The following is a 26,070-nucleotide window of genomic DNA, read 5'->3' as shown; positions in this document are numbered from 1 at the left end:
ATAAGAACGATTATCATTCTTATATTTAAATGGCGCTCTGGAGTAACGTTCGATGGTGAGGAAAGCGACGGCCAGCGTTAATGACTTTGCTCAGCAGCTCTATTTCGATCACCACCGCTGGTTGTATAACTGGCTGCGCCATAAATTGGACTGTGCCCAGCACGCGGAAGACTTAGCACAGGACACGTTCCTTAGCGTGCTGATGAGCCCGGAACTGCTCACGATTCGCCAGCCGCGCCCGTTTCTGGCCACCGTGGCCCGTCGTTTAGTCGCCAATCATTATCGTCGTAAAAAGATTGAAGATGCCTATCTGGAAGCGCTGAGTATGCAGCCGGATACCTGTATGCCATCCTCGGAAACGCGTCTGCTTACCCTCGAAATTCTTGAACAGCTTGATACCGCATTGGACGGCCTGCCCGCACCGGTCAGGGAAGCGTTTCTGCTGGCGCATCTCCACGGCATGCGCTACAGCGAGATTGCCGAACGTCTAAGGGTTTCCAGCAGTTCGGTGAAGCAGTATCTGCAACGTGCCAACCTCCAGTGTTTCTTTGCGCTGCCGCTATGAACGATCGCACTTTTTATCGTGACAGACAGGGGCAGCCGATTCAGCCAGACAGCGCGCGTGAAGCGGTGGCGTGGCTGACGCAACTGATGTCCGACAGCGTGACGGAACAGGAGCGTCGCGAGTGGCAGCGTTGGCGGGAAGCCTCGCCGGATAACGAACAGGCGTGGCAGCATATTGAATCCGTGTGTGCCAATTTGGGTCAGCTTAACGCGCGGGCGGCGCATCAAAGCCTGTCGACGCTTAATGGTATGCAGCGCCGCAGCGTGCTCAAAGCGCTGGCCGTTCTCTGTCTGACGGGGAGCGTTGGCGTGGCGGGATCGCGCACCGACCTCTGGCAGTCGCTGACGGCGGATTACCAGACGCAGGTCGGTGAACAGCGCCATGCGGTATTGGACGATGGCACGACGCTGCTACTGAATACGCAGACGGCGCTGAATGTGGCCTACGGCGACGATCTACGCCAGCTCATGCTAATTCGCGGTGAAGTCATGATCGAAACCGGTCAAGCGGAGAAGGTCGCGTTGTATCCGCGCCCTTTCATTGTGACGACGGCACAGGGACAGGTGCAGGCGTTGGGGACGCGTTTCAGCCTTCGGGTGCAGGATGGACACACGCAGGTGGCGGTGTATGACGGCGCGGTAAGGCTTCATCCGCAGCAGAACGGCCAGGATATACAGGTGGTGAAAAGCGGACAGACCGCGACGTTCACTACGCAACGCTGCGGGCAGATCGAAACGGCGAAGGCCGAGCCTGCCTGGGTGAAAGGGCAACTGCTGGCGGATAATCAACGTCTGGTGGATTTTGTTGATGAACTGAGCCGTTACCGCAGCGGCGTGATTCGTTGCCAGCCGGAGGTGCAGAGCCTGCGGTTTTCCGGCGTCTTCCCGCTGTCGGATACCGATACGATTTTAGCCGCGCTGGTGGAGGCGCTTCCGGTACAGGTGCGCTATTTTTCTCGTTACTGGGTTCAGATTACTACGCGATAAAATATCCTGTCAAAACGTAATAACATTACTATTTATGCTGTTTTCATTTTTTTTCTGCCCGATCCTCATGGTTAAGCGACCTACCATTATCAGTTGCTTTTTTATGCCTAACGATGTGATGAAGAACGCATGATGACCTCCCAGGAACCCCATTTATTGAGCCTGTTTCCCTTGTCTCCACGGCGCGGGGCGGTGGGCTAATGGTTGCACAGACGCTGAAATACAATACGATTCGGCCCGCCACGACGGTTCGTTGGGGGAGCGGTTCGCTATTGGCGTTGGCGCTACACGCCGGGCTGATTGTCTGGATGAGCTACCATGCGCTTGATTCCTCCATTGAAGCGCCGCCGCCCGCCATGATGTTAATGGTAGCGGATAGCGTGCAGTCCACGCCCAGCACTCAGGATGCGCCTGTCGGCCCGCAGCAGACGCTGTCTACCCCGCAAGAGGCGTCAGCCGAGCCGGAGAAAATGACGCAGGATGTGCCACCGCTGGCGCCTGCACCCAAGCCAGTGATTGCCACGGCGCAAAAGGAAAAGCCGCAGCCGCAGAAAAAAGTGCAGAAAAAAAGGGAGAAGTCGGTACAGGAGACGACGCCGCAGGAAGAGATTGCACCGTCGGAAAAACCTCCAGCTCCCGTGACCAGCGCACCGCTGCCAGGCAGCAGTCAGCAAGTTGCCGCTCCCTATAACAGCGATGCCGCGCAAATGCGTAAAGGTGTGGCGGACTGGAGCAGTAAGCTGCTGGCGCACCTGAGCCGCTATAAGCGTTACCCTGCGCAGGCGGTGCGCCAGCGATTGCAGGGTGTTGCTCAGATTCGTGTGACGTTAGATCGAACCGGAAATGTGCTGGCTGTTTCGTTAGCCAGCAGCAGCGGCGTCACACCGCTGGATAGGGAGTCTGCCGCCTTACCACAGCGTGCTCAGCCGCTTCCGGCACCGCCAGCAGAAGTGATGGGGGATAACGCGCAGCTTACCATCACGATCCCCATTAGCTTTGATTTACGGGAGGCCACCCGCTAGCGAGCGATGTGGGCATCATAACCTGCATAAAAAAATCGAATTGCATAAGGGTTGCCTTGTTCGGTAAAGAACTCAGCGACTCTCTCTCGTTCCAGCCCGTAGCGGCGTGACAACAACCCTGCCTCAAAGGCGGCCTGCTGACGGTCGCCTTTGGTTTCCGCCAGATTGTGAGCATAACCGCAAATATAGCCGCGCCGATAATCGTAGCAGTAAGGGTGGATGTCGTTGGTGGATTTTGGAGTGGCGGCTCTCAGCCCAGCGAGGACGCCCCGCGCAAAATGGTTTCCCATGATAATGCTCCTCGAATAATCGTTATGTAATAAATAATACAGCGATTATTTATTACTCACACAGATCTGTTGAAAAATATTCCTGAATCCGTCGGGTACGGTCTTTTCTTGAGCAAAATGTATATACTATCGCCCTGCCTCCTGGACGGGCGAGAGGTACGCGCCTGATGGGCACTCTGGGAATACGGAATGGTTAACAAGGAATAACAGCATGATGCACCCGCAAGACGCTTCTCCGGCAATTGGTATCGATCTGGGCACGACAAACAGCCTGATTAGCGTTTGGCAAAATGGCGAGGCACGCCTGATACCGAATGCGTTGAATGACAGCTTTACTCCCTCGGCCGTCAGCATTGATGACGACGGCAGTATTTTGGTGGGCAAACCCGCGATTTCCCGTTTAACGACGCATCCGCAGGTGTCGGCGTCGCTCTTTAAGCGCTACATGGGAAGCAAGAAAACCTTCAGACTGGGGGACAAAACGTTCTCTCCTGCTGAACTGTCCGCGATGGTGTTGAAATCACTCAAAGCTGATGCGGAAAGTTATCTCGGGCACCCGATCAAGGATGTGGTGATCTCTGTACCCGCCTATTTCAGCGATGAACAGCGCAAGCAGACGCGTTTTGCGGCGGAACTGGCGGATCTCAATGCCGTTCGCTTAATCAATGAACCTACCGCTGCCTCTATGGCTTACGGCTTACACACGCAGGAACTGGGGCGTACGCTGGTTTTCGACCTGGGCGGCGGCACCTTTGATGTCAGTGTGTTGGAATATGCGTTTCCGCTGATCGAGGTACACAGCTCGGCGGGTGACAACTATCTGGGGGGAGAAGATTTCACGCAGGCGATGGTGAAAAGCTGCCTGAAAGCGTGGAAACTTGAGGAGTCGGCGATTCCTGCGACGGATCTGGCGCGTCTTTACAGCCATGCCGAAACGCTGAAATGTCAGCCCGGTTTTCCTTCCCCGTCAAATGAACTCGTGTGGCACTGGCGCGAGGAAGACTGGCGCATTGTGCTGGATGATGAGGAAATCGAAGCAGCCTGGCTGCCGCTGATGAACCGCATTCGTGCGCCGATAGAGCAGGCGCTGCACGATGCTCGCTTGAAGCCTGAGCAGTTAGACCATGTGGTACTGGTCGGCGGCGCATCGAAGATGTCGATTATCCAGAAGCTGGTGGTCAGACTCTTTGGCAAATTGCCCTATCAGCATCTGGACGCAGATACCGTTGTCGCCAAAGGCGCGGCGGTGCAGGCCGCCTGTCGGCTACGCGAGCAGGATATTGACGAAGTGATCCTGACGGATGTTTGCCCGTACACCCTCGGGATTAAGACCGCCAACGATAAGCAAAATGGCCTGTTTTCCCCGATACTGGAGCGCAACACGGTGGTGCCGACCTCGCGGGTAGAGACGTTTTCCACGGGCTCTGCCGGACAGGACAACATCTGCATCGCGATTTATCAGGGGGAAAGCCCTTATGTCGATAACAACGTGTTTATCGATGAATTCACTATGCCGATAAAAGCGAAATCGTATAAGCAATCTGTTGAGGTGCGTTTCAGCTATGACATCAATGGGCTACTGGAAGTGGATATTAACTTGCCGGACAGCGGCGATAATTTTACGAAAGTGATCGATCGTAGTCCGACGGGGTTGAGTGCCGAGCAGCAGCAGAAAAGTCATCAGAAACTGCAAGCGCTGAAGATTCACCCCAGAGATAATCTGGTGAACCGTAATCTGCTGGCTCGGCTGGAAAAAGCTTGGGCGCAGACGCGTCTGGAAGAGCGGGAGCAGATCGGCTTCTGGCTACGCGATTTCGAACAGGCGCTGGCGGAGCAATATGCCCCCGCCATTGACGAAACGCGGCAGCGTATTGAGCAGTATCTGGATGAGGTCTCTCGTTGACGTTTAGGCGGCGTATAATTGCTACGCCGCCCGATTCACTGCCGTCAGCTAGGCGTGGTGTCCGTTTCGGTTTTCTTGCCAGCCGGCGGCGGCCCGAATTGGTTCCAGCGGTTAATGCCCGGTGCAAGTAAGGGGATTAACATACCGATTGGTATCAGAACACTGATAAAACTCATTCCCCATGGTGCGCTGACACCGAGATCGTTATAACGTCGGCGTGTGGCAATAAGTAGGTTAAGTACGGTCAGCACTATCAGTAGCCCGTCAATATAAGGGGGTAGGTCTACCCTATGACTCGCGCGATACAGTAAGTAACTTCCCACTCCACCTTGCATCAGGAAGCCGAAGCGACCAATGCGCGCCTTCGTACGCCAGAATTGCCACCAGTAGCTCTTTTTAGCCGATGATGCTTTGAACAGGCGTTCGCGCCGATCGGCACATTGCAGCAGCACTTTCGACACCAACCTCAGCGTGATGTCTTCGTGTGGGTAGGACACATGCTCGACTAAAAAAGCCTGATCGCTGTTATCAAACAGGAAAGTGTCATTCTGTGCACAGTTCTGAATCAGCTTGCCGATGAGCGTGACCCGTTTGTCGTCGGAGAGCTGTTTTAGCTGTTTCTCCAGCTCATCCGACCCTTCGGTAAAGGCAGTGCGGATCGCCTCTTCTTGCTCCAGTTCTACGGGCATCGCGGCCAATCGTTCAAGGTGTTGCTCGGCCTGCCCTTCTTCTCCCTCAAGGGCATAAAAAGCGTGGAAAAAGATCTGGTAGATGATGGGCGATTTCGCCAGCGCTGCCTGCCAATGTTCATCGGTAAGATAAAAATGGCTCGCCGCAGACTCGCTGTAAATCTCGCCGTTGCTGAGATACTCCTCGACAGAAACGGGGAAATTCATCCAGCAGTGATAGTGCAGTGGGTCGGTGAGAACGAGCTGTCTTTTAAAGGGTGTCACTGCATCGCCATTGCGACATTCCGCCTTGCGGAAGAGCCGAGAAAGTGAATGTGCAGGGTGGGTTAAGGCCAGTTCAGGCAGCACTGACTGACGCGGCAAACCCAGACAAGAGGTTGGATCGGTCATCATTAATGCGATCAGTATCGCCTGTCTCAGCTCGTCTCTGGCGCTGAGATCCTGCGGCGTCTCCGCCTCTTGCGGAACCAGAGACACATCGCACTGGTAACGTGCGGATAGCTCGACCAGACAATCGTTGATCGGGTCGATTTCTTCCGTATGTATGCCGCTGTTATACAGTTTGTTCAACTGATTCAGCGATAGCGGACGCCATTGCCGCAGCCAGGTTTGCGCTTGCAGCCAGGCGGAGGATTTCTGGTTAGTGAACACGCTGGGCAATGCCTCTTCTGACGGCGAATACAGCCATTCCGTAAAGGCGTGAATCGCGCCGGAGGTGTCCAGCCAGGATAAACGCTGTGCCGCCTGAAACTGCAATCCTTGTAAGATCAGCGCATACAGCGGTTCATCGGGCAATGGCTGTGCCAGAATGTCCTGCAACAGGCGCTCATTACCCACGGTTAACATGCTGGCGTGCCAATAAAGACGATCCTGAATTGCCTCCCCGCAGTGCAGCAGCAGGTGTCGGTAGATATCCCGCAGCCCCTGCTTGCCTAGCTTCCAGCGGGCATAGCTCTCCGCCATCGGCGACAGCGGCAGTTTCAGCGCCTCTCCCCAGCGTATCAGCATCTGGGTGTTGTGCTGCGAAATGAAGAAACGCTGACGCGGATCGTCCAGCGCTAATCCCGTTAAATCTGGCGCCGGCGTAGTGTTGAAAGACTGGATCAGTAAGGGAAGCGCATCCGGCTGATGCTGTTTGCACCAGTTAATCAACCATTGTTCCGCCTGTGCATGGCGGGTTTGCTGATAAAGCGTCAGCCACAGCGTAAAGGCCTGCTCGTTTTCTCCGGTAAGCGAGCAGAGACTGGCGCTGAGTTCGAGCCATTCCGCGTCGTTCGGGGTCGCATCCAAGTGTTGCAGGCAGTAATCGCGCAGGATGGCGTTGGGTACACCGGCGTGGCTGTGCCAGCGCACGAGCTTTTGCATCAGCGCCGGGCTGTCGGGCCAATAAATTGCGGTCGGGGTGCGCAGCAGCGTGGCCAACATAAATGCGGGTCGATTCCAGTACATGCCGTTGGCCTGCTGGAAATAGAAGATAGTTTCCAACTGCGCGGGCAGGTTCAGGTGTGAGAGCAGGGAGAAATCGAACAGATCCTCATAGTCGAGTGAGTCGAGGAAGTGGCGGACATCTTCCACCCCATCGCCGGACAGTTCACCCTGTCGCTGCTGCCAGCGCAGACGTTCGGCCAGCGTGCGAACACAGCGGATGGCGATGCAAGATTCGCGCATCAGGCGCTGGAGCAGCGGCCAGCGAATGCGATCGATCACATCGAAAGCGTGTTGGTTCAGGAGCTGAATATAACGTTCCCAGTACAGCGGAACGAAACGTTCGGCTGGGTTGTTCAATAACTGCTCAAACGCGTTAACCAGCGCTTCTGCTTCGGGATCGGCGTGCTCGGTTGTCGGGGACGCGTCATGCGCTTCTGCGGTGGTTTGTTCTTCATCACCCGACGGCATGGGGTTTTTCGCCAACTTACAGGCGGTATCGTACGCGTCGCGCAGCTGTTTAAAGCCCTCGGGGTCGGTTTCTGGGTGAAACTGCGGTACTTTCTGACGATAAGCCCGACGGATAACATCCAGATCCTGAGTCGGCTCAATGCCTAGTCGCTGCCAGCATTGTGTGTCCATTATATTTCCGCTTCTGGTAAGGACTCGGGCTTATCCATTTCTATCGGATCAACATCCCAGTCGAGGTCATGAATCGGGCAGTCCGGGTGGGTGTAGAGCGTGCCGATTTGGTTAATGTAGCTAGGAATTTGGCTACAGTTACTAAAAATGTAGCGCTGGCATTCTGGGTCTTCCTCATCCGAGGAAAGCCAGTAAGTGCGGCCGATTAAGAACGCGGCGTAATAGTTCTCCCAACTGCGATAATAGTAACGCGCTCTATCGGCCAATCGGGTGTGAATCCACAAACTCTCTTTTTCGCTTAGCCAGCCGTGGAGTACGCCGATGCGGCTCAGGAAACTCATACGTCCCAGATCCCACGCGCGGGTTCCACCTTCACCGCATAGTGCCGCTGTTTCAGACACCAGCGTGAGCGCGCCCTGTGCCTCTTCCGGTTGATTGACACAATACTGCTGCCATTCAGATACCGTCAGGTGGTGCCAAAGGTGATAATAATACGCCAGGCGTTCGGCGTGGCCGCCGTCTGTCATATCGTTAATTGTGGAGATCAACTCTTGGCGTGACGTAATGCCCCAGCTGTCTTTCAGGTCAAACGTATCACCCGGTTCATAAAAGGTCGGCTCGTAGAAGCGAGCATCGCAGTGGATATTGAGTGCGACCATTGGGGCGGAAAGCGCCATCAGCCAGCGCTGATATTCAGGTTCCATCAGAATAACGTCCAATTCCATCATGGTTAGCCTGCGATCGTACTTTATGTCTCTGAATATCGGTAGCTTTCAATCGAATGAAAAACGGCCATGTTTCACAATTCACTGATTTAATACGATAAAAATGGCGGGCTTGCGGGGCGGTTCGCAGGGAGAAGCGTTTGGTGGGATATTTTCCGCCGCAGGCGGTTATACTGTCAGCTAATCGACGTTATTTATGAAAACTTCACCGGAAAGCAAGCATGCTAAGTTACCGTCACAGTTTCCATGCCGGCAATCACGCCGACGTGCTGAAACACACTGTTCAGAGCCTGATCATCACCGCCCTGAAAGAGAAAGAGAAACCTTTCCTGTATCTGGATACCCATGCGGGTGCCGGCCGCTATCAGCTCAGCGGCGAACATGCCGAGCGCACGGGGGAGTATCTGGATGGCATCGCGAAAATCTGGCAGCGTGACGACATTCCGGCTGAACTCGAACCTTACATGCAGGCGGTGCGCACCTATAACCATAACGGCCAGTTGCGCTATTACCCCGGTTCCCCGCTGATTGCGCGTCAGCTGCTGCGTGAGCAGGACAAACTTCATCTGACCGAACTGCACCCTAGCGATTTCCCATTGCTGCGTAATGAATTTCAGAAAGATTCGCGCGCCAAAGTGCTGCGTGATGATGGCTACCAGCAGTTGAAATCCCAGTTGCCGCCGCTTTCCCGCCGCGGTTTCATGCTGATCGACCCACCGTATGAGTTGAAAACGGACTATCAGGCGGTGGTGAAAGGCATTCAGGAAGGGCATAAACGTTTTGCCACCGGCGTGTTTGCGCTGTGGTATCCAGTGGTGCTGCGCCAGCACATCAAGCGCATGCTGAAAGAGCTGGAAGCCACCGGCATTCGCAACATTCTGCAAATTGAGCTGGCGGTGCTGCCGGACAGCGATCGCTACGGCATGACGGCGTCTGGCATGATTGTGATCAACCCGCCGTGGAAGCTGGCAGCGCAGATGAAGAGCGTGCTGCCGTGGCTGCATAGCGTGCTGGTACCGGAAGGCACCGGCCATACGCTGGTGGAGCAAATCGTACCGGAGTAATGCGCGCGGTTGCGGTGAGCGATGCGGTCGATTTTTCCTATCGCAACCATAGGCATAACCTTTATTCGGCGTATGGCTCTGGCGTTACACTCTAGGCAAATTTTATTCACTTAAGCATGGATACACTGATGACCAAACACTATGACTACCTTGCTATTGGCGGCGGCAGCGGCGGTATCGCGTCTATCAACCGCGCGGCGATGTATGGACAAAAATGTGCGTTGATCGAAGCAAAATATCTGGGCGGCACCTGCGTCAACGTCGGCTGCGTGCCGAAGAAAGTGATGTGGCATGCGGCGCAGATTGCCGAAGCGATCCATCAGTACGGGCCGGATTACGGATTCGATACCACGGTAAACCAGTTTAACTGGGGCACGCTGGTTAAGAACCGTAGCGCCTACATCGATCGCATCCACCAGTCCTACGACAACGTACTGGGTAAGAATAAGGTCGATGTCATCCACGGTTTTGCCCGCTTTGTCGATGCGCACACGGTGGAAGTGAATGGCGAAAAAATTACGGCTGACCATATCCTGATCGCGACGGGCGGTCGTCCGGTTCACCCTGCTATTCCCGGTGCGGAGTACGGTATCGATTCCGACGGCTTCTTTGAGCTGGATGCGCTGCCGAAGCGTACTGCGATTGTTGGTGCAGGCTATATCGCGGTGGAGATTGCTGGGGTACTGAACGGGCTGGGCTCTGAAACCCACCTGTTTGTGCGTAAACACGCACCGTTGCGCAGCTTTGATCCGCTGATTGTCGATACGCTGGTGGAAGTGATGAACACCGAAGGGCCGACGCTGCATACCGAATCGATCCCGAAAGCGATTGTGAAGAATGCTGATGGCAGCCTGACGCTGGAGCTGGAAAACGGTCAGTCACACACCGTCGACTGCCTGATTTGGGCGATTGGTCGTGAACCCGCGACGGATAACCTGAACCTGAGCGTCACGGGCGTGGAACTGAACGACAAAGGCTATATCAACGTCGATAAATTCCAGAACACCAACATTCCTGGCATTTATGCCGTAGGTGATAACACTGGAGCGGTTGAGCTAACGCCGGTTGCTGTCGCCGCAGGGCGTCGTTTGTCCGAACGTCTGTTTAATAACAAGCCGGACGAGCATCTGGATTACAGCAATATCCCGACCGTTGTCTTCAGCCACCCACCGATTGGCACGGTCGGGTTGACCGAGCCGCAGGCGCGTGAGCAGTACGGCGACGATCAGGTGAAAGTCTATAAATCTGCCTTCACCGCGATGTACACCGCCGTCACCCAGCACCGCCAGCCGTGCCGCATGAAGCTGGTTTGTGTGGGTAAAGAGGAAAAAATCGTCGGCATCCACGGCATCGGTTTTGGTATGGACGAAATGCTGCAAGGCTTCGCGGTCGCCGTCAAAATGGGCGCGACCAAGAAAGACTTCGACAACACCGTCGCCATCCACCCGACGGCGTCGGAAGAGTTTGTTACGATGCGGTGATGGTCTAAAAGCGGTGCGATCTATAGCTTGTTGATTCAACGATAAAGGCCAGGACAATAATGCCCTGGCCTTTTTGTTTGAAAGCGACACTTTCCATTTTTAACCGTACTTACCGGTTTAGTCAGAATCATTCTTGCCAGCAAAGCGAAGCGAGAAATACATGAGAATCAGGGCTAACAAAGAGAAAAGTCCCCCGACCCAGCCCGCTGATAACCATGAACCACTCGCGGCGACTGCCATTGCGCCGAAGGCCGCGCCCAGCGCATTGGAAATATTGAAGGCGCTGTGAGTGAGCGATGAAGCTAGCGTTCTGGCTTCACCCGCGATATTCATCATATGGGATTGAAGCGCAGGCACGAGCGCACAACCGTTTCCCAGTAGGAAAAAAGTGGTGAGCGTGGCCGTTTTCCATTCAGCAAATATGGTGAATGACACAAGAAAAACAACATTCCAGAGCAGCATGCCATAGAGTGAAGAAATGAGTGCTTTATCCGCCAGCCAACTGCCGATGATATTGCCTGTCACCATGCCGAATCCCCAAAGCGCCAGGATCCATGGAGTGGCAGAGAGTGTGAATCCACTTATTTCGGTCAAGATTGGTGTGATGAAGCTATAAACGGCAAGTATGCCAGCGAAACTGACAGAGGCCACAGCAAACGTCATCATCACTTGGGGATTGCGTAATGCGCTGAGTTCTTTAAGTGGTGAGGCATCTTTATCTGCTGGGACGAAGGGCACAAAGAGAGCAACCATGAGGCCGGTGATGACAATCCCTAATGCCACCGTTGTGAATGACATTCTCCAGCCAAGTTCATGACCAATCCAGGTGGCAATCGGAACACCCAAGACGTTTGCAACAGCCAGTCCGAGCATAACATAGCCGATATAGCGAGCTTGTTTATGTGGCGGCGACATTGAGGCTGCGACGAGTGCAGCCACGCCGTACCAGGCGCCGTGTGGAATACCAGAGATAAAACGGGCAGCAAGAAGAGAAGAATAACCCCACGCCATTGCGCTGAAAGCGTACCCACATAGCGCGATGATCAATAACGCGATCAGTAGTTTTTTTCGGGGCCAGCGTGCGGCGAGAATCGCGAGAGCTGGTGCACCGACGACAACGCCGATGGCATAAGTGCTGATATAGGCACCTGCGGCAGGGATGGATACATCGGTTCCCGCTGCCAGTTCTGGAAGCAGGCTCATCGGTGCAAACTCACCGGTTCCTATAAAGAGGCCGCCAGCGCCAAGGGCAAGCATGGCAGGAAAAAGCCCGTAAGGAGGACAGATCCTCTCTTTGTTCTCTCCCTCAGTGTGTTCATTAAAATTCAGCGTGGGGTGGGTTGTTGAATTCGGCATTTAACATCTCAATTTCTGGCAATCAGCAGAAAGGCGATGGTACCTGACTGGAACGATCGTCTTTCAACTGAATCTGGTTGGCACTATCCCCCTTCGCTTTGCCAAGTTTGGCGGTAAAGCGGTGGGATAGTTGAAGGCCGAGAGACTCTAACCGATAAATTCGGTGGCATTGTTTAGCGGCATTGGATGTTTTATTGAATAATTCTCAACGTACTTGCTGATAAATAGCCTATTTTCAGATTGACGGTATTTTTACGTGTTCATTCCTTCCCGAAGTACTTCAATCAGTTCACGTAATCCTTGTGGTACGGTGCGGTATCCTGAGTAGTATAAATACATAGCAGGCTCGACTGGAGACCAGTCAGGTAAGACGACGCGAAGTTCGCCACTTCGGAGATAATTTTCTACACGTTTTTCGAGACAATAAGTTATTCCTGCGCCTGCAAGAGCCAGTTCAATCCCCATAATGGTTTCACCAACGCAGACTTGCCCAGGGACATCAATCTCGCGGTAGCGATCTCCGTTACGAAATTCCCATTTATAAATCACGCCCTGTCCAGTTCTGATTTGGATGCACGAGTGTGACAGCAGATCTTCTGGCATCATCGGTTCTGGGTGATGATAAAGATAGCTTGGTGAGGCAACGGCTACCCACTTCAGCTCCTGACCCAATTTGATGGCAACGAAATCTTCAGGGATTGTGCCGCCATAACGAATTCCAGCGTCAAAGCCAGCTGCCACAATGTCGACCATACGGTCGTCAACGGTGACATCCACTTCAACTTCTGGGTAGCGCTTGAGAAATTCGGGAAGAAGTGGGCCGACAATCAGCCTTGCTCCGTCACTCAGTACGTTGAGGCGAATGCGCCCAGCGGGCCGATCACGGAGCGCGTTAATTTCATCAAGCGCACTGCTTATCTCAGCAAAACCGATGTTTAGCTTTTTGGCTAAAACGGCTCCTGCATCAGTAGGGGAAACTGTGCGACTGGTTCTATTTAGTAGGCGTACACCCAATCGTGTTTCCAGATTACGTACAGAATGGCTGAGTGCCGATGTCGTGATCCCCAAATCAACTGCGGCTTGAGTAAAGCTGCGGGCGCGTTCTACGGCTCTGAACGCATTGAGATCGGCAAGGTCGCTGCGTGTAAGCCGCGTAGTGGGTCTGACGGGCATAGCATTCCCTTATTTGTTGAAGCAAATTCACTGTAGCATCAAGTAAATCTAAATATTATTGGGTTTATGAGATGGTAAGTTTAATTTTATTCAATAATAGCCTGAAGACGTTAACACTAAGTGAAAAATATGCAGGCTACCGTTATGTTTTTGGAGCAGAAGTATGTTTCATCTGTGGACGCTTGCACCTGCGCTTTATGTCTCACTCTTTTTTATTCGGCGGTTAACGCTTCCTCTTGCGTACAAGATCGGTTTCGTTGCTTTAATTATCCTTGCTTGTGAATTTCACCTAATTAGCCGTCTGGTCTACGGAAATATGTTTTCTCCTGAGTGGCAGCGTCCTGTCATGATTGCGCAAGGATGGCTATTTGTTTCTGCCGTGCTCTTTGCCTGCCTTTTGCTATTGCGGGATGTTGCAGCATTACTCGCCAGATTGCTTTTTCGTTGTCAAATCCCCTTTCTTCTCTCAGTAATGCCTCTTCTGATATTGGCTCTTGGTGTGTCGGCCTTTGGCGTGATACAGGCAATCAGAGTGCCTAATGTTCGTACGGTAACGATCGCTATTCCCAATTTACCGTCAGCATTTGATGGCACTCGTATCGTCCAACTCGCGGATATTCACTCCAGTCGACTTCATCCCAGAGAGTGGGTTGAGCAAGTTGTTAACAAGGCAAATGCACTTCAGCCAGACCTGATGGTACTCACTGGGGATATGTTCGATGGGCATGTTTCCCAACGTTATGCCGATGTGGAACCTTTACGTGCTCTCCGCGCGCGCGATGGCGTCTATGCGATTACAGGAAACCATGAATACTATTTTAATTATCGGTCGTGGTTGCGTGTCTGGGAGTCACTGAACATCCCATTTTTGCTGAATACACATATTCGTATTGAAAAAGACGGTCAGTCTCTGGTGTTAGCGGGTGTGACCGACGAAGCCGCGATAAAAGAGGGTGAAATGGGGCCGGATATCGCACGAGCATTAGAGGGGACTCAGCCCAGTGACACGATTATTCTTCTTGACCATCGGCCTGGCAATGCGCGGGTTAATTCACATCATGGCGTTAGTCTTCAACTGTCGGGGCATACGCATGGTGGGATGATTCGAGGGCTGGATATTGCAATCAAGCCCGCTAATAACGGTTTTATCTCTGGTCTATACCGAGTGGGGGAGATGAATCTTTACGTCAGTAACGGGGCGGGTTTATGGAATGGTTTTCCCATTCGATTAGGCCGGCCTGCCGAGATTACGCATATCGTCTTAAACAAAGGATAAGCAGTACGGCTTGTTCTGTATGAAAGAGGAATGAATATGAACGATACGATTATTGCAAAGGGGCGTACCGCTGTGATTACCGGTGCAGCTAAAGGCTTGGGAGCAGCGGCGGCGCGCCGCTTAGCGGCTGAAGGTATGCGACTGAGCTTGTTTGATCGTGATGCAGAAGGGCTGAGAGCGCTGGCTACTTCTCTTGGTTCTGACGTTGACGCTATTTGCGTGCTGGGTGATGTTACGGTTGAAAACGATCTAAAACGCTTACAGGAACGCACCTTTGCCCAATTCGGTGAGGTGGCGCTCTTGATGAATAACGCGGCGATCAAAGAGGGGGCGAGCCCATGGGGCAAGCCTTGCGACTGGTTGCTTCAACTCAATGCGAATCTTTTTTCTATCATCACGATGCAGCATCTCTTCGTACCCAGCATGATGGCGCAAGAGGGAAGGAGCGCGATTGTGAACCTGGGATCAAAAGAAGGTATTACCACCCCACCGGGTAACGCCGCCTACAGCGTTGCTAAAGCCGGAGTTAAAGTCCTGACTGAACAACTAGCGCATGAACTGCGTAATCATGTCGGTGGAAAAGTGACGGCTCACTTGCTGGTGCCGGGATATACATGGACGCCGATGAATTTCCCTGGCATGGATGAAACCACAGACTCTCAACCCTCTGCTGCCTGGAGTGCGAATCAGGTCATCGATTATTTTATCGAGCATTTTCGTCAGGGGGATTTTTATATCATTTGCCCAGATAATGAAGTTACAACGGCGATGGATAAAAAACGTATTGCCTGGGCTTCTCAGGATATTCTCAACAATCGCCCTGCGCTATCCCGTTGGCATCCAGAATGGAAAATGGCTTTTGAGGAATGGATGGCGTCCTAACTGGGCTCCTGGCGGGGCATTACGACAGCATGCCGAATAATCATCTATCCGAATGGTGATAATGATTATCGTTAGTGTTTTGTTTATGGTAAGTTGCGGTGAATGGGTTTTATCCCGATTAATGACTTTTCCCTTACAAAACATACTGGTTTTCTCACTATGTCTTTAGCTACCCGTACAACGTCTTCAGCTTATCGGTTGTTCAACTTACGCTTAGAGAGTAAGACGTTACTCTCCCCTTCATTAGTTCGCTGTGTGTTCACTGGGTCGGAAGTGCGCCAGATGAAACGGGATGCGCCGGATCAGCGCATCAAGCTGCTGTTCGCCAGTGAAAGCGGGGAACTGACGCCGATGGCCGTGAGCGATACTTGGTATCAGGACTATCTGGCGCTACCGCGCGAGCGTCGCCCGATTTTACGTACCTATACGCTGCGCTCCGTCTCACGTGAATCACAGCAGGCGGCGATCGATTTTGTGCTGCATGGTGATACTGGGCCGGCCTCAAGCTGGGCGAATCATGCTAAGCCGGGCGATACGCTACAGATTGTCGCGCCCAATGCGGAAGCGGATGGCGATAGCGGCGGCTATGAGTGGGCACCACACGAGGGCGTTGAGCAGGTGCTGCTGATTGCGGATGAAACGGCGCTGCCAGCGGCCATGGGGATTCTCGAACAGTTAGCGAGTCAACCTTCTCCGCCGTCGGTGCAGGCTTTTTTTGAAGTGCCGAAATCGGCTGACTGCGTGACCTCGGGCAATTTCCCGTTTGCCCAGATTCACTGGCTGCCACGGGAGGAAACGGGTAGCGCCGTATGGGGTGAACGCCTGCTGGCTGCGGTGCAACAGGACGTGACGCTTCCCGCCAGCGCTTGTACCAACAGTGATGAAATCGCACAGGAAACGCCGGAAGACGAATTACTGTGGGAGCGGGCAACGGCGCATTGTCCGTTTTACGCCTGGGCGGCAGGCGAGTCTTCTGCCATCAAACGGTTGCGTCGTTATCTGCTCGACGAACGCCACCTCGATAAAGAGACGATCAACTTTATGGCGTACTGGTCCCATCGCTAAAAGAAAACGTCAGGAGGGTAATCCCCTCCTGTGCTTATTTCTCTGTTATCTCCTCATCAGCATGCCCGTGACTTCTCCCTACACGCTGATTGCCGTATCTGATGCCGTTGTTGATTTATCATTATTTGATATGGCTGAAAAGGCGTTATTGGATATGGCAAGATTCCATCGCATGCTACCGTAGTCGTTCAGTAAGATTGATTTCACCTGAATATCACTCTCAATTTTGTGTTGTTCCCATGGAACGCCAAAGAGGGCGTTTGTATTCCCTGTTGGAGTAATGATTACCGTGACCCTGACCGAATCGCTGATGGCTTTTACATTCGCTGCGGCGCTGTTGACCCTGACGCCGGGCCTAGATACCGCATTAGTTTTACGCACCGCAGCCGTTGAAGGGAGTAAGAAAGCCCTTCATGCCGCGTTTGGTGTTCAAGCAGGTTGCTTGACTTGGGGGGCGATGGTGGCGTTTAGTTTGGGTACGCTGATTGCCGCATCGGAGATGGCCTATAACATCCTGAAATGGTGTGGTGCGGCGTATCTCTGCTGGCTGGGATTGCAAATGGTTCTAAAACCGAGGAACGAATTGGTGATGGGGGCGTCGGAAGACGCATCGAAGCACCAAAACTGGTTTCTCCGTGGTATGCTGGGGAATGTGCTCAATCCGAAAATTGGTGTGTTTTACGTTTCATTCTTGCCGCAGTTTATTCCCGCAGGCCATTCTGTTGTGCTATGGACTTATCTGCTTGTTCTTATTCATGTCTTTCTCTGTACCCTGTGGTCATGTGCGCTTATTGCTGCGACGCGCCCGCTGTCGCGTTTTCTGCGTCGAGGCTCGGTCGTGAAATGGATGGACCGAACGACGGGCGTTGTCTTTCTGGCCTTCGCTGCGCGCCTGGCGCTTTCTCGGCGGTAGTGCGGTCTGTTTCACTATCTTAGTAAACAGACCGCTTGAATATTAATGCTCCGGCCAGAACGGTTCGCCCAGCGTGAGCATCAGTCGGTTGGCTCATGAGAAGAAGGCGGCCGACTGCACCACATCGACAATCTCCAGCGTATCTAACCCTTGCTCTTGCAACTGCTTCAGGTCGTTGGCGTTGACCTGTGCGGGCGTGGCGGAAAGGCGTGCCGAGAAATCGATAATCGGCTGCCAGCGCGGACTTTGCCCGATGCCTAAATCACCGCCGATGATTGACTGAGGGCTACTTCAAAACCTGCGGATTCACGCAGTTTTCTTTTACCTGACCGCTCAGGGCGGCAATCAGATTGTCAACGGCGCAGGCAGCCATGCCATAACGTGTTTCGTGCGTGGCGGAACCGATATGCGGCAGCGCCACAACGTTAGGTAAATCCAGCAGCGGGGAATCGACGGGCAGCGGTTCTTTGACAAACACGTCCAAGCCTGCGCCCTGAATGGTTCCTTTCACCAAGGCTTCCGTCAGCGCGTCTTCATCTACGACGGCACCACGACCGATATTAATCAAAATGGCGCTGGGTTTCATTTTTGCCAGCTGCTCGCGCCCAATCAGATGATGCGTTTCCGCCGTGAGCGGCAGCGTGATACAGAGGAAATCAGACTCGGCCAAGAGCGTATCGAGATCGCAGTGACGGGCATTAAAGCGCTGTTCTGCTTCGGCATGATGGCGGCGTGCGTTGTACAGCACCGGCATGCTGAAACCAAAGTGAGCGCGTTGTGCGACGGCCAGACCGATGCGGCCCATCCCCAGAATGCCGATGGTCTTATGGTGAACGTCAGTGCCAAACCAGTCGCTGTCAACGCCACCTTTCCATTCGCCTGCTTTAACGCGTTCGGCCACTTCCACGACCCGACGCGCGCTGGCGAGCATTAGCGCCAGAACGGTATCTGCCACGGTTTCCGTCAGCACGGTTGGGGTATGCATGAGAATCACCCCTTTTTCATTCAGTGCGTCGACGTCAAAGTTGTCGTAACCGACAGAAATGGTGGACGCCGCACGTAAACGTGGAGCGTGTTGCAGGAAGTCTTTATCGACGTTACCACCGGAACCGATGATGCCTTCGGCCGTTGCCAGAGCAGGATGGTCGAGGGAGGGAAAGGCGTCAAGTTCAGTGACGGTGAAGTGTTGGTCTAGACGAACACGTAGGTCGTCAGCAATTTTTTTATACAGGATAACGCTAGGTTTCATCACAAACTCCAGCAGATTAAGTAAGTTAACGTAGAAATAGCTCATCGAATAATCGCGTAGCTGGCGGGAGACTGCAAGCGATACCGCCCCCGCATCTGCCCAAGGTTAACCGCGATTAATGGGGGATTTGCACGATGAATAGGATGAACGATCGCATACAAGCGCTTAGCGTGAGTTTTTATGCCTTGATTAATATATTTCCTTTGTGATTATTATCACTCATTTTCGGGTAAAGCATTACCGCTAAAAACCGATAACCCTCTTTACGGGGATGCTTTAGATGTGGTGTTTTTTTAGACAGGATCATGTTTTATACACGGTTTGTTAATGGGGGCGGAAATGCATTTTTTTACTAGGATTATGAGTAACCTCAAGGTGTCTCATAAGCTGTATGGCGGTTTCGGTATTGTTCTGTTGCTGGTGATGATCGCGTCTGGCGTTGGTGCGATACGGTTTTTCATCATTCATGATCTGTATGTTAAAACGACAATGCTGAATGAAATGAACCATTATCTTGATCAGTCAAAAATGGCGAGGGTAAAGTATTCCTTCACCTTTGCGGATGACAATATCAAGAATCTGAGTACCTATATTAATCAGGCAAACCAGCAGAAAGAAAAAGCCAAAGCCCTCTCGTGGGAAGAAGGGTATCTTGCCGATTTTAAAAAACTTGATCAGGATTTTGTCGATTATGATGCCGATCTGAATACCCTGAAAGCTGCCGCCAACGCAGTGATCAATACGGCAAAGCAAATCAACCAGTTGAATGCCTCCGATGCACTAACCGCATTTATGACCAATTTCACCGTTAATACGGATGAAACCGCGTTATCTATGCAGAAGGAAGCCTTCTCACTACTGTTCATGAAGCTAGTCAACAGCACTTATATCTTACAAAAAGAGAACAGCGAAGCCGCGTTTAATGCACAGAAACAGGTCTATGCTGCCTCGAAGGCATCCTACGATGCGCTGGCGTCGTCGGTCAGTGGCGACCGCCGTCGTAGCGTTGATTCTTTTTGGCAAGCTTTTGAAAATTACCATCAAAAGGCAGAGCAATATTACACACAGCAGGGTCAGTTAAAGGCGATAGATGTTAAATTTCGGGCAACCGGAGACAGAATGACGAGCGATATCGGCAGTATTCTGCAAAAGCTCGGCACGAAGAATGATGACATTATCAATAGCTCTGTACTGCAAACGCTGATTCTCGGAGCGATTGCCATCGTATTCGGTTTATTGGTCGCCTGGTCTGTCACCCGACAAATTACCCGACCCATTATCACCAACCTGAAGCTGGCGGAACGCATTGCGGGCGGCGATCTGTCCGCCAATGTCACGGTAGAACGGCATGATGAACTGGGGCAACTCACGACGGCGATGATGGTGATGACGGAGAAATTACGCCATTTAATGACCGATATTCGTCAAAGTGTGTACAGTGTTGAAAGTGCTTCTTCTGACATCGCCGCGGGCAACAATGATTTGTCATCGCGTACCGAGCAGCAATCGGCGGCGATTGTAGAAACCGCAGCCAGCATGGAAGAGTTAACGGCTACGGTGAAAAATAACGCCGATAATGCCCGACATGCTAGCCAGATTGCCGGAGAAGCTTCAACCAACGCCAATCGCGGTGGAGAGATTATTAACCGTGTAATTAACACCATGAGCGATATCTCAGGGAGTTCGAAGAAGATCTCTGATATCACGACGGTGATTAATAGCATCGCTTTCCAGACCAATATTTTGGCATTGAATGCCGCGGTGGAAGCGGCGCGTGCCGGTGAGCAAGGGCGGGGATTTGCCGTGGTAGCCAGTGAAGTTCGTAGCCTTGCGCAGCGTAGTTCACAGGCGGCAAAAGAGATCGAAAGCCTGATCTCAGAATCGGTTTCCCGCGTCGATGCCGGGACGGAACTGGTTTCTCGGGCGGGAACGACGATGGATGACATTGTGGCTTCCGTCAGCCGTGTGAATGACATCATGGGGGAGATCTCTTCGGCATCGGATGAACAAAGCCGTGGGATTGCGCAAATCGGCAGTGCAGTGGCTGAAATGGATACCACTATTCAGCAGAATGCCGCCATGGTGAGCGAATCCTCCGTCGCGGCGAACTCGTTGCAGGAACAGGCCTCGACGCTGGCAAAACTGATGTCGGTTTTCCACATATCTGATGCGGATGTTGCTGGTTTGTCAAGACTGCAAGGTTCGGGTAGCGGTAACGGTAACTCGGGTAATAAGCCGACGGCTCGTCTTCCGACGCTCGCATCGCGGGATAACGGCAGCGATAACTGGACAACGTTCTGATATTCCGCTGAGTCGATGATTCAGCGGTGATCGACTGAACCAGGGGGAGTGGCATGAGCTGCTCCCTCGTTTGCCCATTGCATGATCAGTGCCGTGGCCTGCGTATCCTGATTGACGTTTTCCTCAACGACGACAAATCCCTGCTTATGGTAGAACTGGCAGGCGCGCGTATTCTGCTGATACCCTTCTAGGGTGAGCAAGGTGAACTGCGCCTGAACGTGCGGCATCAGCGGTTCGAGATCGCGGGCGCAGTAAGGGCGGATCATGACGCGCTTTCCTGATGACAAAAACAGTCGGTGACATGGTCATTGACCAATCCACCTGCTTGCATGAAGGCATAGCAGATAGTCGAGCCGATAAATTTGAAGCCGCGTTTCTTCAGGGCTTTGGACATGGCGTCTGAAACATCCGTTTTGGCGGGGACTTCTGCAAGTGAAACGGGGTGATTGAGACGCGGCTGGTGTTCGACAAAGGACCAAATAAAGTGCGAGAAGCGCTCTCCCTGACTTTCCATCGCCACCCACGCTTTTGCGTTGCTAATAATCGCCTCGATTTTGCCGCGATGACGGATAATGCCGCTATCTTGCACCAGCCGATCTACGTCATCCTGCGTCATTTGCGCCACTCGCTCAGGGTTAAACTGATGGAAGCAACGGCGATAGTGTTCGCGTTTTTTCAGCACCGTGATCCAGGAAAGCCCTGCCTGCTGGCCTTCCAGACACAGTAACTCAAACAGCTTCTGGCTGTCGGTGCAGGGTTTTCCCCACTCGTTATCGTGGTACTCCTGATATAAGGTGTCTTGTGTAACCCAGCCGCAGCGTTGCATGCCTTTCTCCTGATAGCGTGTGCCGTTCATTGTAAAGTGGTCTGTCGCAATATGGTGTGATCATGGCGTTGATTGTACTGTATGTAAAGCCAGTATTTTGCGGGCATGCTCGCAGATATGAACGGCGGTGTGCGGATGAGGCGGAAAGTCGTCGTGGAATCATGAATAATGTTTTGCCAGCAGATCAGGGCTGTTTATTCGCTCAGGGCTGTGTATTAGTTCAAAGCGGTTTAATCAATCATAAGAAAAGCATCGACAGGGGTACAGGGAATGGCAGTGGAGTGGATTGCAGCCTATCTGGCATTAGGCGCGGTGGTAGGCTTTATGGCGGGCTTATTGGGCATTGGCGGTGGCGGTATTATGGTGCCTGTGTTGACGGCGCTGTTTGCCGCGCAGGGGGTGGAGAATACCCATTTGGTACATTTGGCGTTGGGCACATCAATGGCGGCGATTGTCGTCACGGCGATTTCCAGCTTGCGCACGCACCATCAACATCAGGCGGTGCTATGGCCTGTGGTGATGCGGATTACGCCCGCTATCCTGATTGGGACATTCGCGGCCACCTGGCTGGCGACGCTATTGCCGACGCGGGCGTTGGCGATCTTTTTCTCCTGCTTTATGGCTTACGTTTCGTTGCAAATGGTGCTGAATATCAAGCCAAAACCGCAGCGTCAGTTGCCCGGAACAGCTGGCGTTTCGCTGGCGGGATTGGTGATTGGCAGCATTTCGGCGCTGGTGGCGATCGGCGGCGGGTCGCTCACGGTGCCGTTCCTGACGTGGTGCAACGTCCGTATTCAGCAGGCGATTGGTACATCCGCGGCGGTTGGGTTACCGATCGCGCTTTCCGGTGCGCTGGGTTACATGATTAATGGTTGGTCAGCGACGGGGCTGCCCGACTACAGCATCGGCTATGTTTCTCTGCCTGCCGTTTTCCTGATTTCCGCCGTCAGTTTTTTCACCGCACCTGTCGGGGCGCGTCTGGCGCATCGTCTGCCTGTCGCGACGTTGAAAAAAGCTTTTGCGGCGCTGCTGTTGCTGCTGAGCCTGAAGATGTTGCAGACCGTTTTTTCCGGCTGATCCTGAAATTTGAAAGATGATGACGGGGATTTGCACTTGTTACCGCATTCTGGCTGTATATCTGGCGGTCAGAGGGTATACTGGCGCATTCCTTATAAATCCACTTGTATCGCGCGCGAATCCAACATGCAAAAGTTTGATACCAAGACCTTCCAGGGCCTGATCCTGACATTACAGGATTACTGGGCTCGCCAGGGCTGCACCATTGTTCAACCATTGGACATGGAAGTCGGCGCAGGCACCTCACATCCTATGACTTGCCTGCGGGCACTGGGGCCGGAGCCCATGGCCGCTGCTTATGTGCAGCCTTCTCGTCGTCCGACCGATGGGCGCTACGGCGAAAACCCGAACCGCTTACAGCACTATTACCAGTTTCAGGTCGTCATTAAGCCATCACCGGACAATATTCAGGAGCTGTACCTCGGTTCTCTGAAAGAGCTGGGTATGGATCCGACCATTCACGATATCCGCTTCGTGGAAGACAACTGGGAAAACCCGACGCTGGGTGCCTGGGGTTTGGGCTGGGAAGTCTGGCTGAACGGTATGGAAGTCACGCAGTTTACCTACTTCCAGCAGGTTGGCGGTTTGGAATGTAAACCGGTGACGGGTGAGATCACCTATGGTCTTGAACGTCTGGCGATGTACATCCAAGGCGTTGATAGTGTTTACGATCTGGTCTGGAGCGATGGCCCGTTAGGTAAAACCACCTACGGTGACGTGTTCCATCAAAACGAAGTCGAGCAGTCGACCTATAACTTTGAACACGCTGATGTCGATTTCCTGTTCAGCTGTTTCGAGCAATACGAGAAAGAAGCGCAGCACCTGCTGGCGCTGGAAAAACCGCTGCCTTTACCGGCTTACGAACGCATTCTGAAAGCGGCGCACAGCTTTAACCTGCTGGACGCGCGTAAAGCGATCTCGGTGACTGAACGCCAGCGCTACATTCTGCGTATTCGTACCCTGACCAAAGCGGTTGCGGAAGCCTACTATGCCTCGCGTGAGGCACTGGGTTTCCCGATGTGCAATAAGAAAGAGAGCTAAGAGGCAGCCATGACTGACAAGACTTTTCTGGTGGAAATTGGCACGGAAGAGCTGCCGCCGAAGGCTCTCCGTAATCTGGCAGAATCCTTTGCCGCTAATTTCACGGCGGAGCTAGATGCCGCCAATCTGGCGCATGGTGAGGTGAGCTGGTTTGCTGCGCCGCGTCGTCTGGCGCTGAAAGTGGCACGCTTAAGCGCTTCTCAGCCCGATCGTGAAGTAGAAAAACGCGGCCCGGCGATAGCCCAAGCGTTTGATGCTGAAGGTAAACCAACCAAAGCGGCAGAGGGTTGGGCGCGTGGTTGTGGCATCACTGTTGAGCAGGCTGAGCGTTTGACGACCGATAAAGGTGAGTGGCTGCTGTATCGCGCCCACGCGAAAGGCGAGCAGGCACAGGCGCTGCTGGCTGGCATGGTAAGCACGGCATTAGCGAAGCTGCCAATTCCAAAATTGATGCGCTGGAGCGACAAAGAAACGCAGTTTGTGCGTCCGGTACACACCGTAACCATGCTGCTGGGTGAAGAACTGATCCCCGGCCAGGTATTGGGTATTGACTCTGCTCGTACCCTTCGCGGCCACCGTTTTATGGGTGAAGCGGAATTTACGATCGATACTGCCGAGCAGTATCCGCAGATTCTGCTGGAGCGCGGTAAAGTCGTCGCCGACTACGATGCGCGTAAAGCGAAAATCAAAGCCGATGCCGAAGAGGCCGCACGCAAGATTGGTGGTAATGCCGATCTGAGCGACAGCCTGCTGGAAGAAGTCACCTCGTTGGTGGAATGGCCAGTGGTACTGACTGCGAAATTTGAAGAAAAATTCCTCGCTGTGCCGTCCGAAGCGCTGGTTTACACCATGAAAGGTGACCAGAAGTATTTCCCAGTTTACGACAACAGCGGCAATCTGCTGCCGAATTTCATCTTTGTTGCCAACATTGAATCCAAAGATCCACAGCAGATTATTTCCGGTAACGAAAAAGTGGTGCGCCCGCGTCTGGCCGATGCCGAGTTCTTCTTCAATACCGACCGTAAGAAGCGTTTGGAAGATCACCTGCCGCGTCTGGAAACCGTTTTGTTCCAGCAGCAGTTGGGTACGCTGCGCGACAAAACCGACCGCATTCAGGCACTGGCAGGCTGGGTGGCTGGTCAGATTGGTGCTGATGTGAATCACGCGACGCGAGCTGGTCTGCTGTCTAAATGTGACCTGATGACCAACATGGTGTTTGAATTCACTGACACGCAGGGCGTGATGGGAATGCACTATGCGCGTCATGATGGTGAAGCGGAAGATGTTGCCGTTGCGCTGAATGAGCAGTATCAGCCACGCTTTGCGGGGGACGAACTGCCATCTTCTGCGGTGGCTTGTGCGCTGGCGATTGCCGACAAGATGGATACGCTGGCAGGGATTTTTGGTATTGGCCAACACCCGAAAGGCGACAAAGACCCGTTTGCGCTGCGTCGTGCCGCTCTCGGTGTGCTGCGTATCATTGTCGAAAAACGTCTGCCGCTGGATTTGCAGACAATGGCCGAAGAAGCGGTACGTTTGTATGGCGCCAAGCTGACTAACGCTAACGTTGTGGATGATGTGATTGAGTTTATGCTCGGTCGTTTCCGCGCCTGGTATCAGGAAGAAGGCCACAGCGTGGATACCATTCAAGCGGTATTGGCGCGTCGTCCAACTCGTCCGGCGGATTTCGATGCCCGCGTGAAAGCCGTCAGCCACTTCCGTACGCTGGAGCAAGCCGCCGCGCTGGCTGCGGCTAACAAGCGTGTTTCGAACATTCTGGCGAAATCTACTGACACGCTGAACGAAAGCGTTAATGCCGCCGTATTGAAAGACGCCGCTGAAATTACGCTGGCAACGCACCTTGTCGTGCTGCGCGACAAGCTGACGCCACTGTTCGCTGAAGGCCGCTATCAGGAAGCGCTGGTTGAGCTGGCCTCACTGCGTGAACCTGTCGATGCATTCTTCGATCAGGTGATGGTCATGGCGGAAGATGAGCAGGTGCGTGTAAACCGCCTGACGCTGCTGAGCCAACTGCGCGAGCTGTTCTTGCAGGTTGCGGATATCTCCGTGCTGCAATAACGACAATAGCGTTATGTCATCCCAACCCCCGAGTAGGTTC

Annotated in this window: 22 protein-coding genes and 1 pseudogene; 14 read left to right on the top strand and 9 right to left on the bottom strand. The window is 53.2% G+C overall.

What is annotated here, in order from left to right:
* The first annotated feature begins 52 nt into the window (after positions 1–52).
* The 3 genes from H0247_RS08270 to H0247_RS08260 all read left to right on the top strand — a co-directional run bounded on the left by H0247_RS08270 (position 53) and on the right by H0247_RS08260 (position 2,573).
* Entirely contained in the window at positions 53–565 is a 513-nt protein-coding gene (locus tag H0247_RS08270; RefSeq protein WP_180742124.1) for a sigma-70 family RNA polymerase sigma factor, read from the top strand.
* Positions 562–1,551, top strand: a complete 990-nt coding sequence (locus H0247_RS08265; RefSeq protein WP_180742123.1) for a FecR domain-containing protein — start codon at positions 562–564, stop codon at positions 1,549–1,551. Before H0247_RS08270 ends, H0247_RS08265 begins: the two co-directional genes overlap by 4 nt.
* A 200-nt stretch (positions 1,552–1,751) precedes the next feature.
* Positions 1,752–2,573, top strand: a complete 822-nt coding sequence (locus tag H0247_RS08260; RefSeq protein ID WP_180742122.1) for an energy transducer TonB — start codon at positions 1,752–1,754, stop codon at positions 2,571–2,573.
* Here the strand turns inward: H0247_RS08260 and H0247_RS08255 are convergent.
* Positions 2,570–2,863, bottom strand: coding sequence for a DUF2623 family protein (locus H0247_RS08255; RefSeq protein WP_180742121.1), 294 nt, complete (start codon positions 2,861–2,863; stop codon positions 2,570–2,572). The genes H0247_RS08260 and H0247_RS08255 overlap by 4 nt on opposite strands.
* A 211-nt stretch (positions 2,864–3,074) precedes the next feature.
* On the opposite strand from H0247_RS08255, the gene H0247_RS08250 reads away from it, so the two are divergent.
* Positions 3,075–4,766, top strand: a complete 1,692-nt coding sequence (locus H0247_RS08250; protein WP_180742120.1) for a molecular chaperone HscC — start codon at positions 3,075–3,077, stop codon at positions 4,764–4,766.
* A 44-nt stretch (positions 4,767–4,810) separates the two neighbouring features.
* On the opposite strand, the gene H0247_RS08245 is transcribed toward H0247_RS08250, so the two are convergent.
* Positions 4,811–7,522, bottom strand: coding sequence for a molecular chaperone DnaJ (locus tag H0247_RS08245; RefSeq protein WP_180742119.1), 2,712 nt, complete (start codon positions 7,520–7,522; stop codon positions 4,811–4,813).
* Complete coding sequence (locus tag H0247_RS08240; RefSeq protein WP_180742118.1) at positions 7,522–8,250, bottom strand: DUF1266 domain-containing protein; 729 nt, start codon at positions 8,248–8,250, stop codon at positions 7,522–7,524. The genes H0247_RS08245 and H0247_RS08240 overlap by 1 nt, the downstream gene beginning before the upstream one ends.
* Before the next feature lie 218 nt (positions 8,251–8,468).
* Here H0247_RS08240 and H0247_RS08235 point away from each other — a divergent pair, with 218 nt between their 5' ends.
* Complete coding sequence (locus H0247_RS08235; protein ID WP_180742117.1) at positions 8,469–9,311, top strand: 23S rRNA (adenine(2030)-N(6))-methyltransferase RlmJ; 843 nt, start codon at positions 8,469–8,471, stop codon at positions 9,309–9,311.
* 128 nt (positions 9,312–9,439) lie between these two features.
* A complete protein-coding gene (gorA, locus tag H0247_RS08230) occupies positions 9,440–10,792 on the top strand; it encodes a glutathione-disulfide reductase (protein ID WP_180742116.1) in 1,353 nt (450 codons plus the stop codon).
* A 117-nt stretch (positions 10,793–10,909) separates the two neighbouring features.
* Here gorA and H0247_RS08225 read toward each other — a convergent pair whose 3' ends face one another.
* Both H0247_RS08225 and H0247_RS08220 read right to left on the bottom strand, forming a co-directional pair.
* Positions 10,910–12,148 carry an MFS transporter gene (locus H0247_RS08225; RefSeq protein WP_180742115.1) on the bottom strand — a complete coding sequence of 413 codons (1,239 nt, stop codon included), beginning with the start codon at positions 12,146–12,148 and terminating at the stop codon, positions 10,910–10,912.
* A 252-nt stretch (positions 12,149–12,400) separates the two neighbouring features.
* Complete coding sequence (locus tag H0247_RS08220; protein ID WP_180742114.1) at positions 12,401–13,321, bottom strand: LysR family transcriptional regulator; 921 nt, start codon at positions 13,319–13,321, stop codon at positions 12,401–12,403.
* 163 nt (positions 13,322–13,484) lie between these two features.
* Between H0247_RS08220 and H0247_RS08215 the strand changes: the two genes are divergently transcribed.
* The 4 genes from H0247_RS08215 (at position 13,485) to H0247_RS08200 (ending at position 17,457) form a co-directional block, all read left to right on the top strand.
* Complete coding sequence (locus H0247_RS08215; protein ID WP_180742113.1) at positions 13,485–14,597, top strand: metallophosphoesterase; 1,113 nt, start codon at positions 13,485–13,487, stop codon at positions 14,595–14,597.
* A 36-nt stretch (positions 14,598–14,633) separates the two neighbouring features.
* Positions 14,634–15,479 (top strand): SDR family oxidoreductase, encoded by an 846-nt coding sequence (locus H0247_RS08210; RefSeq protein WP_180742112.1) that lies wholly within the window; start codon positions 14,634–14,636, stop codon positions 15,477–15,479.
* Positions 15,480–15,638: 159 nt separating this feature from the next.
* Positions 15,639–16,544, top strand: a complete 906-nt coding sequence (locus H0247_RS08205) for a siderophore-interacting protein (RefSeq protein ID WP_180742111.1) — start codon at positions 15,639–15,641, stop codon at positions 16,542–16,544.
* A gap of 289 nt (positions 16,545–16,833) precedes the next feature.
* Positions 16,834–17,457, top strand: a complete 624-nt coding sequence (locus H0247_RS08200; RefSeq protein WP_180742158.1) for a LysE family translocator — start codon at positions 16,834–16,836, stop codon at positions 17,455–17,457.
* A 93-nt stretch (positions 17,458–17,550) separates the two neighbouring features.
* On the opposite strand, the pseudogene H0247_RS19820 reads toward H0247_RS08200, so the two are convergent.
* A pseudogene (locus H0247_RS19820) lies at positions 17,551–17,727 on the bottom strand (alkylhydroperoxidase); the annotation flags it as partial.
* Between the two features lie 16 nt (positions 17,728–17,743).
* The gene (ghrB, locus tag H0247_RS08195; RefSeq protein ID WP_180742110.1) at positions 17,744–18,706 is read right to left on the bottom strand and encodes a glyoxylate/hydroxypyruvate reductase GhrB; all 963 of its coding nucleotides are present in this window, start codon (positions 18,704–18,706) and stop codon (positions 17,744–17,746) included.
* Between the two features lie 339 nt (positions 18,707–19,045).
* Between ghrB and H0247_RS08190 the strand changes: the two genes are divergently transcribed.
* The gene (locus tag H0247_RS08190) at positions 19,046–21,007 is read left to right on the top strand and encodes a methyl-accepting chemotaxis protein (protein ID WP_180742109.1); all 1,962 of its coding nucleotides are present in this window, start codon (positions 19,046–19,048) and stop codon (positions 21,005–21,007) included.
* 20 nt (positions 21,008–21,027) lie between these two features.
* Here the strand turns inward: H0247_RS08190 and H0247_RS08185 are convergent, their stop codons facing one another.
* Together H0247_RS08185 and H0247_RS08180 are read right to left on the bottom strand one after the other, a co-directional pair.
* The gene (locus H0247_RS08185) at positions 21,028–21,273 is read right to left on the bottom strand and encodes a hypothetical protein (RefSeq protein ID WP_255433910.1); all 246 of its coding nucleotides are present in this window, start codon (positions 21,271–21,273) and stop codon (positions 21,028–21,030) included.
* On the bottom strand, positions 21,270–21,833 hold the full coding sequence (locus tag H0247_RS08180; RefSeq protein ID WP_180742157.1) for a DNA-3-methyladenine glycosylase I: 564 nt from the start codon (positions 21,831–21,833) through the stop codon (positions 21,270–21,272). Before H0247_RS08180 ends, H0247_RS08185 begins: the two co-directional genes overlap by 4 nt.
* Positions 21,834–22,103: 270 nt before the next feature.
* Between H0247_RS08180 and H0247_RS08175 the strand changes: the two genes are divergently transcribed.
* The 3 genes from H0247_RS08175 (at position 22,104) to glyS (ending at position 26,030) form a co-directional block, all read left to right on the top strand.
* The gene (locus H0247_RS08175; protein ID WP_180742108.1) at positions 22,104–22,910 is read left to right on the top strand and encodes a sulfite exporter TauE/SafE family protein; all 807 of its coding nucleotides are present in this window, start codon (positions 22,104–22,106) and stop codon (positions 22,908–22,910) included.
* 126 nt (positions 22,911–23,036) lie between these two features.
* Positions 23,037–23,951, top strand: a complete 915-nt coding sequence (gene glyQ, locus H0247_RS08170) for a glycine--tRNA ligase subunit alpha (RefSeq protein ID WP_010286428.1) — start codon at positions 23,037–23,039, stop codon at positions 23,949–23,951.
* A gap of 9 nt (positions 23,952–23,960) precedes the next feature.
* Complete coding sequence (gene glyS, locus H0247_RS08165; RefSeq protein ID WP_180742107.1) at positions 23,961–26,030, top strand: glycine--tRNA ligase subunit beta; 2,070 nt, start codon at positions 23,961–23,963, stop codon at positions 26,028–26,030.
* Positions 26,031–26,070 lie beyond the last annotated feature (40 nt).

It is taken from the genome of Pectobacterium sp. CFBP8739 (genome assembly GCF_013449375.1).
Taxonomy (GTDB): Bacteria; Pseudomonadota; Gammaproteobacteria; order Enterobacterales; family Enterobacteriaceae; genus Pectobacterium.
Note: the sequence above shows the minus strand (reverse complement) of the source record. Positions and strands in the feature narration are given on the sequence as shown.

What these genes read in the sequence shown, in the direction of transcription:
- H0247_RS08245 (WP_180742119.1), bottom strand. Translation starts at nt 7,522, where the DNA reads ATGGACACACAATGCTGGCAGCGACTAGGCATTGAGCCGACTCAGGAT.
- glyQ (WP_010286428.1), top strand. Translation starts at nt 23,037, where the DNA reads ATGCAAAAGTTTGATACCAAGACCTTCCAGGGCCTGATCCTGACATTA.
- H0247_RS08270 (WP_180742124.1), top strand. Translation starts at nt 53, where the DNA reads ATGGTGAGGAAAGCGACGGCCAGCGTTAATGACTTTGCTCAGCAGCTC.
- H0247_RS08215 (WP_180742113.1), top strand. Translation starts at nt 13,485, where the DNA reads ATGTTTCATCTGTGGACGCTTGCACCTGCGCTTTATGTCTCACTCTTT.
- H0247_RS08255 (WP_180742121.1), bottom strand. Translation starts at nt 2,863, where the DNA reads ATGGGAAACCATTTTGCGCGGGGCGTCCTCGCTGGGCTGAGAGCCGCC.
- H0247_RS08250 (WP_180742120.1), top strand. Translation starts at nt 3,075, where the DNA reads ATGATGCACCCGCAAGACGCTTCTCCGGCAATTGGTATCGATCTGGGC.
- H0247_RS08180 (WP_180742157.1), bottom strand. Translation starts at nt 21,833, where the DNA reads ATGCAACGCTGCGGCTGGGTTACACAAGACACCTTATATCAGGAGTAC.
- H0247_RS08205 (WP_180742111.1), top strand. Translation starts at nt 15,639, where the DNA reads ATGTCTTTAGCTACCCGTACAACGTCTTCAGCTTATCGGTTGTTCAAC.
- H0247_RS08175 (WP_180742108.1), top strand. Translation starts at nt 22,104, where the DNA reads ATGGCAGTGGAGTGGATTGCAGCCTATCTGGCATTAGGCGCGGTGGTA.
- H0247_RS08210 (WP_180742112.1), top strand. Translation starts at nt 14,634, where the DNA reads ATGAACGATACGATTATTGCAAAGGGGCGTACCGCTGTGATTACCGGT.
- H0247_RS08265 (WP_180742123.1), top strand. Translation starts at nt 562, where the DNA reads ATGAACGATCGCACTTTTTATCGTGACAGACAGGGGCAGCCGATTCAG.
- H0247_RS08260 (WP_180742122.1), top strand. Translation starts at nt 1,752, where the DNA reads ATGGTTGCACAGACGCTGAAATACAATACGATTCGGCCCGCCACGACG.
- gorA (WP_180742116.1), top strand. Translation starts at nt 9,440, where the DNA reads ATGACCAAACACTATGACTACCTTGCTATTGGCGGCGGCAGCGGCGGT.
- H0247_RS08225 (WP_180742115.1), bottom strand. Translation starts at nt 12,148, where the DNA reads ATGCCGAATTCAACAACCCACCCCACGCTGAATTTTAATGAACACACT.
- H0247_RS08240 (WP_180742118.1), bottom strand. Translation starts at nt 8,250, where the DNA reads ATGATGGAATTGGACGTTATTCTGATGGAACCTGAATATCAGCGCTGG.
- H0247_RS08235 (WP_180742117.1), top strand. Translation starts at nt 8,469, where the DNA reads ATGCTAAGTTACCGTCACAGTTTCCATGCCGGCAATCACGCCGACGTG.
- H0247_RS08220 (WP_180742114.1), bottom strand. Translation starts at nt 13,321, where the DNA reads ATGCCCGTCAGACCCACTACGCGGCTTACACGCAGCGACCTTGCCGAT.
- glyS (WP_180742107.1), top strand. Translation starts at nt 23,961, where the DNA reads ATGACTGACAAGACTTTTCTGGTGGAAATTGGCACGGAAGAGCTGCCG.
- ghrB (WP_180742110.1), bottom strand. Translation starts at nt 18,706, where the DNA reads ATGAAACCTAGCGTTATCCTGTATAAAAAAATTGCTGACGACCTACGT.
- H0247_RS08190 (WP_180742109.1), top strand. Translation starts at nt 19,046, where the DNA reads ATGCATTTTTTTACTAGGATTATGAGTAACCTCAAGGTGTCTCATAAG.
- H0247_RS08185 (WP_255433910.1), bottom strand. Translation starts at nt 21,273, where the DNA reads ATGATCCGCCCTTACTGCGCCCGCGATCTCGAACCGCTGATGCCGCAC.